The organism is Microbulbifer agarilyticus (assembly GCF_001999945.1).
Lineage (GTDB): Bacteria > Pseudomonadota > Gammaproteobacteria > Pseudomonadales > Cellvibrionaceae > Microbulbifer > Microbulbifer agarilyticus_A.
In genome coordinates, this window is the sequence record NZ_CP019650.1 from 2,990,057 (window position 1) to 3,006,127 (window position 16,071).

Genomic DNA, 16,071 nt, shown 5'->3' on the forward strand with positions numbered 1-16,071 from the left:
GTGAAACAATTTTTAAGGAGAACGAGACAATGAGCGTACTTCTAGATATCAGCCATATCGATATGGAATTCCCGACCCCGAATGGTCCCTTCACCGCCTTGCGCGATGTGGACCTGAAGATTTCCCAGGGCGAATTCGTATCGCTGATCGGCCACTCCGGCTGCGGTAAATCCACCGTCTTGAATGTTGTAGCAGGCCTTTATCAAGCAACCCGTGGCGGCGTTATCCTGAACGGGAAAGAAGTGACCGAGCCGGGCCCGGAGCGGGCTGTTGTATTCCAGAACCACTCCCTGCTGCCTTGGCTTACCGCGTATGAAAACGTGGAGCTGGCGGTAAAGCAGGTGTTTGGCAAAAACAAATCCAAAGCCGAAATGCGCGAATGGATCGAACATAACCTCGATCTCGTACACATGAGCCACGCCATGCACAAACGGCCGGACGAGATTTCCGGTGGAATGAAGCAGCGTGTCGGTATCGCCCGCGCCCTGGCCATGCAGCCAAAAGTTTTGCTGATGGATGAGCCATTTGGCGCACTGGACGCACTGACCCGTGCACACATGCAAGACTCACTGATGGAAATTCAGGCAGAACTCAACAATACCGTGATCATGATCACCCATGATGTGGATGAGGCAGTGCTACTTTCCGATCGCATCGTAATGATGACCAACGGCCCGGCCGCCACCATAGGTGAAATTCTGGAGGTGGATCTGGAACGCCCGCGCCATCGACTGGAACTGGCAGATGACCCGCTCTACAACCAATACCGGGCCAAGGTACTGAAGTTCCTGCACGAGCGACACAGTAAACCGGACGTGCCGACCAAGAAGTCTGTACCGGCAAAATCAAATACTGCACCAGCGCAAACAGCCGGGGATATCAAAGAAACCGTCGATAACGCGGCCTGAGTCCGCTCGGCAACATTACAGAAGTTTCGCTTTCCCACTCACACTTTTGCAGTGCGTGAGTGGGAGCCCAAAAGTTAACACGCGGTAACGTTTCCTCAGGGCAATAACCAAACACTTTTACTCTCCTTGACAGGAACACAATATGAAAAACCAAAAAACTTCCACCCAACCGCTTCTGACCAAAAGCCTGCTGGCCCTGACCATGGGCGCCCTGATCGCCTCACCGGCCTTCTCCCAGGAAATGACCGAAGAGCAGGCGCCCCAAGTTGCGAGCTTTGCCGACGCACTGGCCCAGGCTGACGTCACTCTGGGCCTGCGCGCGCGCACCGAAATGGTTGATGTCGACGGCGTCGATTATGACCTCACCAGTGTGCAAACCCGACTGACCTTTTCCTCCGCATCTTACGAGGGTTTCAGCACTCTGATTGAGATGGATGATGTAGCCCACATCACCGATTTCGAAGGTGGCGTTGCAGACCCGGAAGGCACCGAGGTGAACCAGGCCTATCTCGCTTATACCACTGGTGCCACCACAGCGAAGTTTGGTCGCCAGCGTATCTTGCTGGACAACCAGCGTTTTGTTGGTGGTGTAGGCTTCCGTCAGAATGAGCAGACGTACGACGCCTTCAGCGTAACCAACACCAGCCTGGAAGACACCACCCTGTTCCTGGCACACGTAAATAACGTGAATCGTATTTTTGGTGAAGACAGCCCGCTCGGCGACCACACCAACAACACCGTCCTGCTGAACGCTAAATATGCAGGCCTTTCCGCTGGCACGCTGAGCGGCTACGCCTACCTAATCGACAATGAAGATGCCACTCACTTTTCTACCGACACTTACGGTGTGCGCTTTGCCGGTGGCCAGGGCGGCCTGAAGTACGCGCTGGAGTACGCCATGCAATCCTCCGCAGCGGATAACCCGGCTGACTACGACGCGGACTACCTGCTGGCGGAAGGCAGCTACAAAGTAGGTTCTGTAAACATCTCTGGTGGCTACGAAGTACTGGGTGCTGACGGCGCCGACGGCCAGTTCATCACCCCTCTGGCCACCCTGCACAAGTTCCAGGGCTGGAATGACAAGCTGCTCGGCGGTGGTACCGGCAACATTGCCGGCGGTGTTGAAGATGTTTATCTGTCCGTGGGCACCAGCCTGGGCGCTGTGAAACTGGCGTTCAACTACCACCAGCTGAGCTCCAATGATAGCGGCATATCCGGTATGGACAAGCTCGGTAGCGAAGCTGGCTTCCTGGTTGCAGGCAAACTGGCCGGTGTAAACCTGAGCATGAAGTACAGCAACTACACCGCTGACGACTTCAGCGTAGACACCGACAAACTGTGGCTGACCGCTGCAGCTAAATTCTAAGACGGCCTTTCAGGTGGCTCCGTATGCTCAACATGAATGCGGAGCCCGCCTTTGATTTGACTATTGGGTTCATACCCACACGTTGAGCACTTACCCGGCCGCAAGGCCGGGGCTTTTTCTCCCACTCAAACCTCCGTTTCAGGAAAGTGATTATGAAATACGCTTTATCCCTGATCCTGCTCGTTATTTTCAGCGGTGCCGAACTCGCGGCAAGTGCAGATCCCGAGTACGCAACGTCAACGCCAGGATTCAATATGGGCGATGCCATCAACATCGCCGGCAGACAGCGCATGCTTTCGCAGCGCATCACGCAAACCTATATCCTGCAGGGCATTCAGCCCTCCGTAGAAAAGCACCGTCAGGTATTCGAGCGTTCGATGTCAGAGTTTGAGCGCAATCTGAACCAGCTGGCAAACTTTAAACCGGCTGCCCCGGTAACCAGTACGCTCCGTCTGGTACAGGAGGAATGGAAGGGTTTTGCGGAAATTGCGCGCGAACCCGTGAGCAAGTTCAACGCGGCAGAATTATTTCGACGCAGTAATACGCTGCTGCCGGCGGCGCACACCTATGTGATGCGGCTGCAGGCGCTAGCCAACCACAGCAGTGCCGAATTGGTAAACGTTTCCGGCCGCCAGCGTATGTTATCCCAGCGTATCGCAAAGAATTATGTGGCCCAGTACTGGGGTGTGGCAGGCAGCGAGGGCACGCGCTTACTGTACGAGGACCTCGCGGAATTTGAACAGATGCTGAGCTTCTTGCTCGACAGCCAACTCAACACGACTGAGATTACCCGCAACCTGCTGAAGACCCAGGGACACCTGAGTTATGCAAGCCGCGGGTTCGATGGGGAGATGCAGATGTCGGAATCACGCCAGATTCATGTGATTACTGGCACCACCGACATTATGCTGCGCAATATGAATGTCGTTACGGGCCAGTACGCAGAACTGCTTAACGCAGTAGAGGTAGCAGCCCGCTAACGGAGACTGGGGGCTACTTGGGGCTTGCCATATATTCAATCAGCGCCACGTAGTCCTCATCGGTACAGCTAAAGCACAAGCCCGCCGGCGGCATCGCCTTGAAACCATCCCGGGCATGAGCAACCAGCGTGTCCATACCTTTCGCCATACGCGGCTTCCAGGCCTCAACGTCGCCAGTCCGGGGCGCGCCTACCAGGCCTCTCTCGTGGCAGCTGCCACAAGTCTGCTGATACATTTCCAGATGCTTTTGAGAAACCTGACCCGGTTTCGCTTTGGCTGCGGGCTGACTAGCCGTCTCACTGCCCCCCGACGCTGCCATTTCCTCAGCCACAATTTTCTGGCCTGCAGTCTGAGTTTCGGCTGCCGACGTTTCAGCAGTCGGTGTGGAAGTTTTTTCACTACAACCCAATGCAAATACACTGAGCGCAAAGATCGCGACAACGCGAGGCAGTGAGTGGAAAAGTGAACGGGGCAGAGGATGATTCAACAAGAGGAGCTCCCTATCATTATTAGGTATTCCTCTTTTTTACTGGTTATCCGCACACGGGGCAAGTACTGTTTTGCGATAGCCCCAGAGAACGCCACTCAAGGCTGCCGGCCTCGAACAGCTGCAATTGGTTCAAGCTGGTGAACGGCAAGCCCACAATAGACTTGATTGCCTCCAACGCCTGAGCGCTGCCAATCATGCCCAGCGCGGGCCCGATCACGCCTACGGTTGCGCAGTTCTCCGCCTCGGGCAAGTCCGTTGTTTCGCCAGCCGGCGGAAACAGACAGGCGTAACAGGGGGAATCTGAACTTCGAAAATCGAAGCTGACAAGCTGCCCCGAAAAACCCCGCACCGAAGCCATCACCACGGCTACCTTCTGTGCCCGGCACACACGATTAATGATATGGCGAATATTCAGGTTGTCGGTACAGTCCAGCACCACATCAAAGTTCTGCTCGGACAACAACGCTGACAGCCAGGCTTCATCGGCCATACGACTGTGGGCGTGCACACGGACCTCAGGGTTGGTTGCCGTCAATTGCTGCGCGGCAACCACAGCCTTGTCCTTATCCCGGTGATTGGTCTTGTACAGTACCTGACGCTGGAGATTAGAGATATCCACCTGGTCGCCATCCACCAGATGTAGTTCACCGATACCGGCCGCAGCAAGGTATAGCGCGGCGGGACTACCGAGACCGCCCAGCCCAATAATGAGCACACGTGCCGAACCCAGCTTCTCCTGACCGGTTTCACCGATCTGCGGCAACATGATCTGCCGGCTGTAGCGCTGTAGTTGTTTACGACTCAACACGGGCTCGACTCCAGTGAACCAGATTATTCACGTAACTATTCACATAACTATTCAATAACAGCGCGCAGTTGCGTAACTGCGGCTTGGTAATCGGGGGCCTGGGTAATCGCAGTTACCACAGCAATACTGCCGACGCCGCTCGCCGCAACATCCGGTGCGCGCTCGACATTGATCCCGCCAATCGCCACCAGCGGGTAATCTGGCAGAAGCGTCGCCATACGCGCAAGCTTTCTCGGCCCCTGCAGCTGCCCGCTCATATCTTTAGTGTTGGTGGCATAGATGGCGCCGGTCGCCAGATAACTGGGACGGTACTGCCAGGCATACAGCATTTCGAAAAAGCCGTGCGTACTGATACCTAGCTTCAACCCCGCACGCTGAATCGCCTGCAGATCAGCAGCCTGCAAGTCTTCCTGCCCCAGGTGCACACCGTAGGCACCACACTCGATCGCCAACTGCCAGTAATCATTGATAAACAGACGCAGATCAAATTTCCGGCCGATAGCTACCGCGCGTTCAATCTGCTCACGCAGGTCATCGCCAGGATTCTTGATCCGCAACTGCAGCGTCCGTACGCCCTCACGGGCTAGCTTTTCAATCCACTCCACCGTTTCCACAACCGGATACAGTCCCAGACGGGTGGTGTCGGGCTGCACAAATTCAGCGGCATAATTTTCTGCTGCGGCTGCGTCAAAGGTTGCATAGTGTTTGGCTCGCTCGCTTCCAGCGACGAGCACTTCCGGAAAATCCTGCAGTTCATTCGGCCAGCCGCAATGCCCTACCGGCCCCGGTCCTTCACCAATTTGTGAACTATTACCCAGGCGTAACCCACGGCGCACATAGGCATTGGCTACCACGCAAGCGTCTTTGAGCGGATATCCCTGCGCAAGTATCGCAGCAACCGCTGAAGAATAAGTGCAGCCGGTGCCGTGAGTATCGCGGGTATCGATTTTCCTGCCGATCAACCAGTCGCTAGTGATGCCGGTCTCACCGGGAACACATAGCAGGTCTGCGGTGGTTCCCGGCTCAATATCGAAATGCCCACCGGTTACGGCGAGCGCAATTTCATTGGCCCCGGCGAGTTTTTTTGCGGCGATCAAGATGTCGCCGGCACTGTCTACCTCGGCCGACGCCAACCACTCCAATTCCACACGGTTGGGAGTGAGCACATCACACAGGGGTAATAGTTCGCTCACCACCGCTGCACCAGTACTGCCTTCGGTCATCGATGCACCACTGCTGGCAACTGCAACCGGATCGTACACCACAGGTACTTGGCAACCCTGAGCCCGCAACCCGCGCAAAAAGTCCGCCACAATGTGAACCTGGGCAGTATTGGCTAACAAACCGATTTTAATGGCCAACGGTGGCAGATCACTGAGCAGCGCATCCAGCTGTGATTGCAAAGCGGACTCTGGCAATGGATTGATCGCGGCTACGGTCAGCGTGTTTTGCGCAGTATTTGCGGTGATGGCGCTACAGCCATGGACACCGAGATCGTGAAATGTCAGCAGATCGGCCTGAATACCGGCGCCGCCACCGGAATCACTGCCGGCAATCGTCCACACAACCGGACGTGTTTGCATTGGCAATGACATTGGCACAGCCTCGCTCATGCGTTTTCCCCCGCAGTCACGGTTTGCTGCCAGAACGGCATATCCAGGGTTGGGGTGCTCGGGCTGGCGGTCTGGCGCTTGAGCATCAGTCCCGCGTTGCGCGCGGCGCGCCCGGATTCAATGGCCAGCTTGAACGCCTGCGCCATCAATACCGGGTTCTGGGCTTTGGCGATGGCGGTATTCAGCAGCACCGCATCAAAACCCATTTCCATCGCCTCACCGGCCTGCGAAGGCGCGCCAATACCGGCGTCGATAATCAACGGCGTATCCGGCAAGCGCTCGCGCAGGGTCTGCAGATTGTATTTGTTCATCAGGCCACGACCGGTGCCGATGGGGGAACCCCAGGGCATCAGTACTTCACAGCCAACTTCCAATAGTTTGCGACACACCACCAGATCGTCGGTGCAATATGGGAGCACTTTAAAGCCGCGCTTGACCAGCTCACGCGCCGCTTCGATCAAACCATAAGGGTCCGGCTGCAGATTGTAGTCATCACCGATGACCTCCAGCTTGAGCCAGTCAGTTGCGAAAATCTCGCGGCTCATTTCTGCAAGGGCAATTACTTCTTTCGGGGTCTTGCAGCCGGCGGTATTCGGCAAAAGCTGGCAGCCGGACTCCTGAATGTAATCCCAGATCATCTTGCCCTGCTGCTGCTCCGGATTCTGGCGGCGCAGGGACAAAGTAATAATTTGTGAGCCTGATGCGCTCACCGATTCGCGCATGACCGCAGGCGACGGATACAGTGCGGTACCTACCAACAGGCGACTATCGAACTCTTTGCCGTACAGTTTGAGTTTATCCGTCATGCTTAACCTCCCACCACTGGCGCAACAATATCCAGCTGGTCACCAGCGCTCAGGGTTGTTGCGTCATAGGTCGCACGGGGAACGAAGTCACCATTGACTGCCACCGCAAAAGTTTCACCGGTGTAACCAAGCTGCTGCAACAGCGCGGCAACCGAAGCGCCGTCATTCAAATTTACATTCTCGCCATTGACCAGTAATTGCATCAGGTCACCTGTTCCGTTTCTTGGGTTAATTTGGACAACGCATCCTCGACCTGCAGCACCAGCGCCGGCGCCAGCAGATAGCCGTGGCGAAAGAGGCCATTCACGCGTATCAGCCCTGGCTCACTTTCCACGACAGGAAGGTTGTCCATGGTGGCCGGCCGACAGTTCACACGGGTTTCGATCACCCGCGCTTCAGCAAACGCCGGATGGATCGAATACAGTGCACTGGAAAGCTCCATACTGGAACGCAGCGAAATCGGGCTCATATCCTCGCTCTCGATCTCGGTCGCGCCGATCACCGTTTGGTGGTTCGCACGAGGTACTGCGTAAAGCTGGTAACGCGGGTGTAGCAACCGCACTGGGCGCTGCAGCTGTACCTCTGCGGTTTCCACCACCATCACTTCACCGCGCACGCCGCGCAGGCCATGGATAGCACCATTGGCGCCGAGGCCACGGGCGTCTATCACCAGGTCAAACGCTTCGCTACCACGTGCCGTAAGCACTTCGTTCGGGGCGCATTCGACGGCAGTATGCTCGTACAGCCTTACCCCGTTTTGCATCACCGCCTGTAGTAATGCCGGAAGCAGCTTGCGGTTATCCACATCCGCTTCCGAGGCTAAAAACAAGCCTTGCTCGAAGCGATCCAGCTCCGGTTCCAGCGCACTCAGGCCACGGCTATCGAGCCAACGCAACTGGTCACCGCCTGCACCACCCAATTTGGCCGTCAGCTCCTGCTGAAACTGCAGCAATTCACTGCGGTCCTGCGGGTGGGCGACCAGCACACTACCGGATTGACGGTAATCAACACTCACCCCCACTTCCTGCTCCAGCTGTGCCACCCAACGCGGCCAGTTTTGCAGGCTGTGCATACCAAGCTCGTAGATAGGGAGCGGGCAGTGAAACAGCTCGGAGAGTGGGGAGATCATGCCGGCCGCGGTGTGACACGCGCCCGAGGGGTTATCCAGGCTACCGGCGTCAAACAAGCTGACTCGATAACCCTCTGTGGATAACCGCCAGGCCAGCAGGCGCCCCATCAAACCGGCGCCTGCAATTGCGATATTTAATTCAGCGTGTGCCACAACTTCCTTCCGAACCGGCAACTGGGGCATTACCCCTTGTGGTAAATCTCGGCGCCCATGTCCTTGAACTTGATGGACATCTCTTCCATGCCTTGTTCCGCTTCCTGCTTGGCAGCGTACTCACGCACGTCCTGCGTAATTTTCATGGAGCAGAATTTCGGTCCGCACATGGAGCAGAAGTGGGCAATTTTGCCGGATTCCTTGGGCAGGGTTTCATCGTGGTAAGCACGCGCGCGCTCCGGATCCAGACCCAGGTTGAACTGGTCTTCCCAGCGGAATTCAAAGCGGGCTTTGGACAACGCATCGTCACGCTTGTACGCGCGCGGGTGGCCCTTGGCCAGGTCTGCCGCATGCGCCGCGATCTTATAAGCCATCAAGCCTTCTTTTACGTCTTCCTTGTTTGGCAGACCCAGGTGCTCTTTCGGTGTTACATAGCACAGCATTGCGCAGCCCATGCTGCCGATCATCGCCGCACCGATACCAGAAGTAATGTGGTCGTAGCCCGGAGCAATATCGGTGGTCAAAGGGCCGAGGGTATAGAAAGGCGCACCATGGCAGTGCTCCAGCTGCTCGTCCATGTTTTCCTTGATCTTGTGCATGGGCACGTGGCCCGGGCCTTCGATCATGGTCTGCACGTCGTGCTTCCAGGCAATTTCGGTCAGCTCACCCAGAGTGCGCAGTTCGCCGAACTGGGCTTCGTCGTTAGCGTCAGCAATACAGCCCGGGCGCAGGCCGTCACCCAGGGAGAAGCTCACGTCGTACGCTTTGAGGATTTCACAGATATCTTCGAAGTGGGTGTAAAGGAAGTTCTCTTTGTGGTGGGCAAGACACCACTTGGCCATGATGGAACCACCGCGGGACACAATGCCGGTAACACGCTTAGCTGTCATTGGAACATAACGCAGCAGTACGCCAGCGTGAATGGTGAAGTAATCCACACCCTGCTCCGCCTGTTCGATCAGGGTATCGCGGAACACTTCCCAGTTCAGGTCTTCGGCAATGCCGTCGACTTTTTCCAGCGCCTGGTAAATCGGTACGGTGCCGATCGGTACCGGGCTGTTACGCAGGATCCACTCACGGGTTTCGTGAATGTTCTGACCGGTAGACAGATCCATCACGGTGTCACCACCCCACTTGATGGACCACACCAGCTTCTCCACTTCTTCTTCAATAGAAGAAGTAATCGCGGAGTTACCAATGTTGGAATTTACCTTCGCCAGGAAGTTACGGCCGATAATCATCGGCTCCAGCTCGGTGTGGTTGATGTTGGCCGGGATAATCGCGCGACCTTCAGCCACTTCACGGCGTACAAATTCTGGGGTGATCTGCGGTGGGATATAGATACCATCGCGCGCTTTCTGGTAATCCGCGTCGGTCAGCTGTTCAGCCAGCTCGGCACGCCCCATGTTTTCGCGGATCGCAATAAATTCCATTTCCGGAGTGATAATGCCCTGACGCGCATAGTGCATCTGGGTAACATTCTTGCCAGCCTTTGCCTTGCGCGGCGCCGGCAGGTTATCGAAACGGATGTGGTCGAGCCCCTGATCTGCCATACGCTTCTGACTGTAGGCCGCCTGACGGGTATCCAGCACCTCGGTATCACCACGATTCTCCACCCACGCCTGACGCAACTTGGGCAGACCTTCGCGGACATTCGGCTTGTAGTTGGGATCAGAGTATGGACCGGCAGTGTCATACACCTGCAGCGGCTCATTCGGCTCAAAAATGGGGTTCTCTTCGTCACCACCCACCAGGCTCTTGCCCAGGCAGATTTCGCGTACACCCACTTTTACGCCTTCGTTTTCCCCTTCCAGGTAAACCTTGCGCGAGTTGGGAAACTGCTGTGCGGTGAGGTTATCCAGAAACTGCTTCGCGCTTTCCTGCTGCTGCGCACGGCTGCTTTTACTCGCACTGTTCTGGGTTTTATTTTTCGGTTCGGCGACCTGAGACATGCTGACCCCTTTACGTCATTAGCTGACGCTTGTTTCCATTTAATGGTATCCGTGAATGGAATATCGGGGTGCAGAAAGGGAGAGAGAGGCTCGAGCGTGGAGAGTGGTTCCAGCGCACGAAAAGTAGCGAATTCAGATCTTGTTCCCTACGCAGGGGTTACCCTGATCAGGTTCAACGGATCTCGCGACAGCGATCTCAGCCCAAAAGGCACTCCGACAAGTTGGCGCTGAGTATAGGGGATGAGGCCGGGTTTGAACAGAAACCGAGGTGACGTTTCGCGACTTGTAACTTCCGTGGAGTCGCCCAGCTCTGACCACAGAGCACCCTCTGATGCCTTTTTCGCCACCTTATACTGGCCCCATGAAGCCAGATACCAGCACCGTGATGCGCAACATCATCTCAGAAGTACGCGCCACCCTGCCTTTCACCATGCCGGCCGCCGAACTCTGCGCCGGCCCCTGTCAGGGGTGTGCGAAGAAACTGCTGGAATATCTGGATCAGGAAATCGACGAGTGGGAACACCGGCTGGATGCGGATGAAAAACCGACAATTGGGGAAGTGGCGAAGTTTGGCAAAACCTGCAGTCGGATTCACAAGGCCATCGCCGCAAACGGCTTGATCACGTCAGATCGAGAACCGGGAAAAAATACAGATGCTAAATGAGAAGGCGAATTGTCGGGCAGGGCTTTTCAGGATCGTCGCAAACAGGATGTTTGCGACGAAGCGCCCAGGGATGGGTCTACAGCGGTCCTGAAAAGCCCTGCGCGACAGTTTGCCGCCACAGAATCAATTCAGAACCACCTAAGGCCTTAGAGAGGCCAAAAATTAGCTAACAACGTTGCCGTAGCTCATAAGACGCTGGTAACGCTTCTCCAGCAGCTCATCCAGAGGAACAGCACTCAGCTTATCCAGCTGCTCAGACAGACGATCGCGCAGACGCGCTGCCATCAGGTCCGGATCGCGGTGCGCACCACCGAGAGGCTCAGGCAGGGTTTCATCCACAATGCCGAGTTCCTCAAGCACACTGGAAGTTACACCCATGGCCTCGGCCGCCAGCGGCGCCTTCTCCACAGTCTTCCAAATAATATTCGCGCAACCTTCCGGGGAAATCACAAAGTAAGTGGAGTACTGCAGCATGTTCAGCTGGTCGCCCACACCGATCGCGAGTGCGCCACCGGAAGAGCCCTCACCAATCACCGTACAGATAATCGGCGTACGCAGACGGGACATTACCGCCAGGTTCTTGGCAATCGCCTCGGAAATACCGCGCTCCTCACTATCGATACCCGGGTAGGCCCCCGGAGTGTCGATCAGCGTCAGCACCGGCATCTTAAAGCGCTCCGCCATCTCCATCACGCGCTGCGCCTTGCGGTAACCTTCCGGCTTCGGCATACCAAAGTTACGCTTCACCTTCTCGTTTACCGAGCGGCCCTTCTCCTCACCAATCACCGCCACCGGGCGGCCTTCCAAACGGCCGATGCCAGCGATGATCGCCTTGTCATCACCAAAGTGACGGTCGCCGTGGAGTTCATCCCAATCGGTGAAAATACGCTCAATGTAATCCTTCGCATAAGGACGCTGAGGATGACGGGCTACCTGGACGATCTGCCAGGGAGAGAGGTCGGAATACAGGGATTCGGTGAGCTTCTCGCTCTTTTCCCGCAGGCGGGTGATCTCTTCAGCAATATTGAGGTCATTGTCGTCCCCGACGTGCTGAAGCTCCTTGATCTTGCTTTCCAGTTCCGCAATCGGCTGTTCAAACTCGAGAAAACTGAAGTTCATGTAATTCGCGCCTTGATAATTCTGTGGGCCTGCCAAATGTTGGAAAATGCGACCAAAATACCCCGAACGGTCGCAAACAGGCCTCGTCTACTGAAAATGGCCGCTAGCTTACCGGGCCAGGACCAGCCAGTCGAGTGCACAGCGCACTAACCGGCATCTCCTGTGTCCAATATGCCTATGTTGCTGGCGAGGTTGCTGGAGCGTGAGCAAAGAGAAACTGGCGACAGCGAATTCTCCCCTGCAACCAAGGCGGCAGGCCTAATTTACTGCCGCTGATTGTAGTTGAGCTGTACCCGCTCCCGCCCAACTACCTCGCGCAGCGACTGAATCAACTGATCGTTGGGTTCCACTTTCCACTCATCCGCCAGACGGAAAGTACCCTTCGCATCACTGCGCTCCACCTCGACCATCACCGGGCAGCTGCCACCCACGTAGGGGCGCAGGCAGGCACTAAGGCGTTGGCCCATCTTCGGCATCGCCTGAGCGCTGTCGATTTTCAAGGTCACGCCGATCACGCTGCCACTGCGCAGGTCATCCAGAGTGGACACGTTGTTCACGCTCATCTTCAAGCCACCACTGTAATCGTCGTGGGAGATAGAGCCTTCCAGCACCAGCAGTGAATCCTTCACCAGCTTCTCGCGGTGTTCGCCAAAAGCCTCGCTGAACACCGCTGCCTCAATACGCGCACTGCGGTCATCGAGGGAAACAATGGCCATGGAATCACCGCGCTTGGTCTTCATCACACGCATGCCCACCACCAGGCCGGCCACCTTCTGGTTTTCCCGTCCGGGCTTCAGGTCGGCGATGCGCGCATTCACCAGGTGCTTCAATTCTTCTTCGTATTCGTCGATAGGGTGGCCGGTGAGGTACAGGCCAAGGGTGTTTTTCTCCCCTTCCAAACGCTCGCGAATACTCCACGGACGTGCGCCGCGGAAATCTTCGTACACATCACCGTCGGACGCAGAGCGCACCACCTCACCGAACAGATCCATCATGCCGGCGCTGTCGTTTTTGCTCTGCTGTTCTGCAGACTTCACCGCCTCGTCCAGCGCGTTGAACAGCACCGCGCGGGAGTAGTCGAGGCCATCGGCACTGTTGGTATCCGGGCCGATGCTGTCCAGCGCACCGGAACGCACCAGCGCTTCCAGCGCGCGCTTGTTGACCTTGCGCGGGTCGATACGCGAGCAGAAGTCGAACAGGTCTGTAAACGGACCGCCGCTTTCACGCTCGGCGATGATGTTATCGATCGGGCCTTCACCCAGGCCCTTGATCGCACCCAGGCCATAGATGATGCGGTTATCCACATCCACCGAGAACTGGTAGCTGCCCAAGTTTACATCCGGCGGCACCAGGTCCAGGCCCATGGCCCGGCACTCTTCAATGAAGATTACGACCTTATCGGTCTTGTCCATGTCCGAAGACATGGTGGCCGCCATAAACTGCGCCGGGTAATGGGCCTTCAGCCACGCGGTTTGGTAGGAAACCAGTGCATAGGCAGCGGAGTGCGATTTGTTAAAACCGTAACCGGCGAACTTTTCCACCAGGTCAAAGATCTTAATCGCCAGATCGGGATCTACCCCCTGGTCCTTGGCACCCTCTTCGAAGGTGGCCCGCTGCTTGGCCATTTCTTCGGGCTTTTTCTTACCCATGGCCCGGCGCAGCATGTCTGCGCCACCCAGGGTATAACCCGCTAGTTCCTGGGCGATCTGCATTACCTGTTCCTGGTAAACAATAACGCCGTAGGTCGGTTCGAGAATTGGCTTCAGTTTTTCGTGCTGATACTTGGCATCCGGATAGGCCACCTGCGCACGGCCGTGCTTCCGGTTAATGAAGTCGTCCACCATGCCCGACTGCAGCGGGCCCGGACGGAACAGGGCCACCAGGGCGATCATGTCCTCGAGGTTATCTGGCTGCAGACGTTTGATCAGGTCCTTCATACCGCGGGATTCCAGCTGGAACACCGCGGTGGTTTCGGCACGCTTGATCAGTTTGAACGTCTCGGTATCGTCCAGCGGCAACGCCTCGATCACCAAAGGTTCTTTACCCTCACGCGCGCGTTGCTCGTCCACCATCGCCTTGGCCCAGTCGATGATGGTCAAGGTCCGCAGACCCAGGAAGTCGAACTTCACCAGACCCGCGTCTTCCACGTCGTTCTTATCGAACTGGGTAACCAGACCGGCACCGGTCTCGTCACAGTACAGCGGAGCAAAATCGGTGAGCTTGGTCGGGGCGATTACGACACCACCGGCGTGCTTACCCACGTTACGTGCAACACCCTCGAGCTGCAGCGCCATCTCCCAGATTTCCTGGCCTTCCTCGTCGTTCTCGAGGAATTCACGCAGTATTTCTTCCTGCTCGAAGGCCTTTTGCAGGGTCATGCCCACATCAGCGGGGATCATCTTGGACAGTTTATCGGCCAGGCCGTAAGACTTGCCCTGCACCCGCGCCACGTCCCGCACCACCGCCTTCGCGGCCATGGTACCGAAGGTAATAATCTGGCTTACCGCGTTGCGGCCATAGTTTTCCGCAACGTAGTTGATCACCCGGTCGCGTTTCTCCATACAGAAGTCAACGTCGAAGTCGGGCATGGAAACCCGTTCCGGGTTCAGGAATCGCTCAAACAGCAGATCGTACTGCAGCGGATCGAGATCGGTAATTTTTTGCGAGTAGGCAATCAGCGAGCCCGCACCGGAACCCCGCCCCGGGCCAACCGGAATATCGTGATCCTTCGCCCACTGGATAAAGTCCATTACGATCAGGAAGTAGCCCGGGAATCCCATCTGGATAACGATATCCAGCTCAAAGCGCAGGCGGTCTTCGTATTCTTTCTTACGCGCCTCGTAGTCGGGCGCGGACTTATCGAGGATATGCTCAAGGCGCTCGTAGAGGCCGTCGAAAGAAATCTTCTCGAAGAACTGGTTTTCGGTCATGCCCTCCGGAATCGGGAACTGGGGCAGGAAGTATTTACCGAGCTGGATGGGCGAAGAACAACGACGGGCTATCTCTACCGTGTTTTCCAGCGCTTCCGGAATATCCTTGAACAGCTCGCACATTTCTTCCGGAGTACGCAGGTACTGCTCGGCAGAATAGCGGCGTTCGCGGCGCGGATCGTCCAGTGCACGGCCTTCACGAATACACACGCGTACTTCGTGGGCTTCAAACTCGCTGTCTTCGATAAAACGAACATCGTTGGTAGCCACCACCGGCAGGTTCATCTTGCCGGCCAGCTCCACCGCCGCATGCAGGTACTCTTCATCACCCGCGCGCCCGGTGCGCTGTAACTCCAGGTAATAGCGGCCCGGGAAAATGCTGGACCACTCCTGAGCCAGTGCCTCGGCCTGCGAAGTTCGCCCGGCAACCAGCGCGCGGCCTACATCACCGTACTTGGCACCGGACAACATCAAAACGCCTTCCGACGCTTCCTTGATCCACTCCCGCTCCACAAATGCGTGGCCATGGTATTGCCCTTCCATCCACGCGCGGGAAATCAGCTCGGTAATATTGCGGTAGCCGTCGGCATTCATTGCATACAGTGATACCAGCGTCGGCTGCTCTTCACCACCTTCTTTCAGCCAGAAGTCGGCGCCGGTGATCGGCTTGATACCGGCACCCATACAGGCTTTATAAAACTTAACCTGTGCATAGAAGTTGGTTTGATCGGTGATCGCCACCGCCGGCATTTCCAGCTCCGCAACGCGGCCGATCAGCGGCTTGATACGTACCAGGCCGTCAATCAGGGAGTATTCGGAGTGGACTCTTAAATGTACGAAGGGTTGGGTCATATTTTTCTATTTAATTTGGTTCCGGGGCTCTTACAGCGCTCTGTTCCGGCAATACATCAAGGGGAAACAGCCCCTCTATGTACAAAATATTTTGATCAATAACTTCTTCTCAAGCCCACATCATTTCATGGACTTGGCAGGCAAATTCTATAGCGAAGTAAAGTGGTCGCTGCGCAGGTGGAGCAGTGGGTACGAGTTTTCAGGAGCGTCGCAAACAGGAAGTTTGCGCCGCAACGCCCAGGGATGGGTTCACAGTGGTCCTGAAAACTCGTACCCACTGATCCGCCGCCTCAAACGGACA

13 protein-coding genes and 1 riboswitch are annotated in these 16,071 nt (G+C 56.4%); of the genes, 4 read left to right on the forward strand and 9 right to left on the reverse strand.

Annotation, left to right across the window (positions count from 1 at the left end):
* Window positions 1–29: 29 nt before the first annotated feature.
* The 3 genes from Mag101_RS12450 (at window position 30) to Mag101_RS12460 (ending at window position 3,254) form a co-directional block, all read left to right on the forward strand.
* On the forward strand, window positions 30–908 hold the full coding sequence (locus tag Mag101_RS12450; protein WP_077405490.1) for an ABC transporter ATP-binding protein: 879 nt from the start codon (window positions 30–32) through the stop codon (window positions 906–908).
* Window positions 909–1,050: 142 nt separating this feature from the next.
* Complete coding sequence (locus Mag101_RS12455) at window positions 1,051–2,274, forward strand: alginate export family protein (protein WP_077405493.1); 1,224 nt, start codon at window positions 1,051–1,053, stop codon at window positions 2,272–2,274.
* 152 nt (window positions 2,275–2,426) lie between these two features.
* On the forward strand, window positions 2,427–3,254 hold the full coding sequence (locus Mag101_RS12460) for a type IV pili methyl-accepting chemotaxis transducer N-terminal domain-containing protein (RefSeq protein ID WP_077405497.1): 828 nt from the start codon (window positions 2,427–2,429) through the stop codon (window positions 3,252–3,254).
* A gap of 13 nt (window positions 3,255–3,267) precedes the next feature.
* Here Mag101_RS12460 and Mag101_RS12465 read toward each other — a convergent pair whose 3' ends face one another.
* From Mag101_RS12465 to thiC, 7 genes are all read right to left on the reverse strand, one after another.
* The gene (locus Mag101_RS12465) at window positions 3,268–3,573 is read right to left on the reverse strand and encodes a c-type cytochrome (protein WP_077408295.1); all 306 of its coding nucleotides are present in this window, start codon (window positions 3,571–3,573) and stop codon (window positions 3,268–3,270) included.
* Window positions 3,574–3,787: 214 nt separating this feature from the next.
* Complete coding sequence (locus Mag101_RS12470) at window positions 3,788–4,552, reverse strand: HesA/MoeB/ThiF family protein (protein WP_077405500.1); 765 nt, start codon at window positions 4,550–4,552, stop codon at window positions 3,788–3,790.
* A gap of 47 nt (window positions 4,553–4,599) precedes the next feature.
* The gene (gene thiE, locus Mag101_RS12475) at window positions 4,600–6,165 is read right to left on the reverse strand and encodes a thiamine phosphate synthase (RefSeq protein WP_077405503.1); all 1,566 of its coding nucleotides are present in this window, start codon (window positions 6,163–6,165) and stop codon (window positions 4,600–4,602) included.
* A complete protein-coding gene (locus tag Mag101_RS12480; RefSeq protein ID WP_077405506.1) occupies window positions 6,162–6,971 on the reverse strand; it encodes a thiazole synthase in 810 nt (269 codons plus the stop codon). Before Mag101_RS12480 ends, thiE begins: the two co-directional genes overlap by 4 nt.
* A gap of 2 nt (window positions 6,972–6,973) precedes the next feature.
* Window positions 6,974–7,174, reverse strand: coding sequence for a sulfur carrier protein ThiS (gene thiS, locus Mag101_RS12485; RefSeq protein ID WP_077405509.1), 201 nt, complete (start codon window positions 7,172–7,174; stop codon window positions 6,974–6,976).
* Window positions 7,174–8,253: a glycine oxidase ThiO gene (gene thiO, locus Mag101_RS12490; protein WP_077408297.1), complete on the reverse strand. Its 1,080-nt coding sequence runs from the start codon at window positions 8,251–8,253 to the stop codon at window positions 7,174–7,176. Before thiO ends, thiS begins: the two co-directional genes overlap by 1 nt.
* Window positions 8,254–8,282: 29 nt before the next feature.
* Window positions 8,283–10,205, reverse strand: coding sequence for a phosphomethylpyrimidine synthase ThiC (gene thiC, locus Mag101_RS12495; RefSeq protein WP_077405512.1), 1,923 nt, complete (start codon window positions 10,203–10,205; stop codon window positions 8,283–8,285).
* 126 nt (window positions 10,206–10,331) lie between these two features.
* Window positions 10,332–10,431: riboswitch (TPP riboswitch) on the reverse strand.
* Between the two features lie 135 nt (window positions 10,432–10,566).
* Between thiC and Mag101_RS12500 the strand changes: the two genes are divergently transcribed.
* Complete coding sequence (locus Mag101_RS12500) at window positions 10,567–10,869, forward strand: hypothetical protein (RefSeq protein WP_198039986.1); 303 nt, start codon at window positions 10,567–10,569, stop codon at window positions 10,867–10,869.
* A gap of 162 nt (window positions 10,870–11,031) precedes the next feature.
* On the opposite strand, the gene Mag101_RS12505 is transcribed toward Mag101_RS12500, so the two are convergent.
* A complete protein-coding gene (locus Mag101_RS12505; protein ID WP_077405520.1) occupies window positions 11,032–11,988 on the reverse strand; it encodes an acetyl-CoA carboxylase carboxyltransferase subunit alpha in 957 nt (318 codons plus the stop codon).
* 263 nt (window positions 11,989–12,251) lie between these two features.
* Window positions 12,252–15,770: a DNA polymerase III subunit alpha gene (gene dnaE / locus Mag101_RS12510; protein WP_077405522.1), complete on the reverse strand. Its 3,519-nt coding sequence runs from the start codon at window positions 15,768–15,770 to the stop codon at window positions 12,252–12,254.
* Between the last annotated feature and the right edge of the window lie 301 nt (window positions 15,771–16,071).

Coding starts and splice junctions, on each gene's coding strand:
- Mag101_RS12500 (WP_198039986.1), top strand. CDS start 10,567: ATGAAGCCAGATACCAGCACCGTGATGCGCAACATCATCTCAGAAGTA.
- thiS (WP_077405509.1), bottom strand. CDS start 7,174: ATGCAATTACTGGTCAATGGCGAGAATGTAAATTTGAATGACGGCGCT.
- Mag101_RS12465 (WP_077408295.1), bottom strand. CDS start 3,573: ATGGCAGCGTCGGGGGGCAGTGAGACGGCTAGTCAGCCCGCAGCCAAA.
- thiE (WP_077405503.1), bottom strand. CDS start 6,165: ATGAGCGAGGCTGTGCCAATGTCATTGCCAATGCAAACACGTCCGGTT.
- thiC (WP_077405512.1), bottom strand. CDS start 10,205: ATGTCTCAGGTCGCCGAACCGAAAAATAAAACCCAGAACAGTGCGAGT.
- Mag101_RS12505 (WP_077405520.1), bottom strand. CDS start 11,988: ATGAACTTCAGTTTTCTCGAGTTTGAACAGCCGATTGCGGAACTGGAA.
- Mag101_RS12450 (WP_077405490.1), top strand. CDS start 30: ATGAGCGTACTTCTAGATATCAGCCATATCGATATGGAATTCCCGACC.
- Mag101_RS12460 (WP_077405497.1), top strand. CDS start 2,427: ATGAAATACGCTTTATCCCTGATCCTGCTCGTTATTTTCAGCGGTGCC.
- Mag101_RS12455 (WP_077405493.1), top strand. CDS start 1,051: ATGAAAAACCAAAAAACTTCCACCCAACCGCTTCTGACCAAAAGCCTG.
- Mag101_RS12480 (WP_077405506.1), bottom strand. CDS start 6,971: ATGACGGATAAACTCAAACTGTACGGCAAAGAGTTCGATAGTCGCCTG.
- dnaE (WP_077405522.1), bottom strand. CDS start 15,770: ATGACCCAACCCTTCGTACATTTAAGAGTCCACTCCGAATACTCCCTG.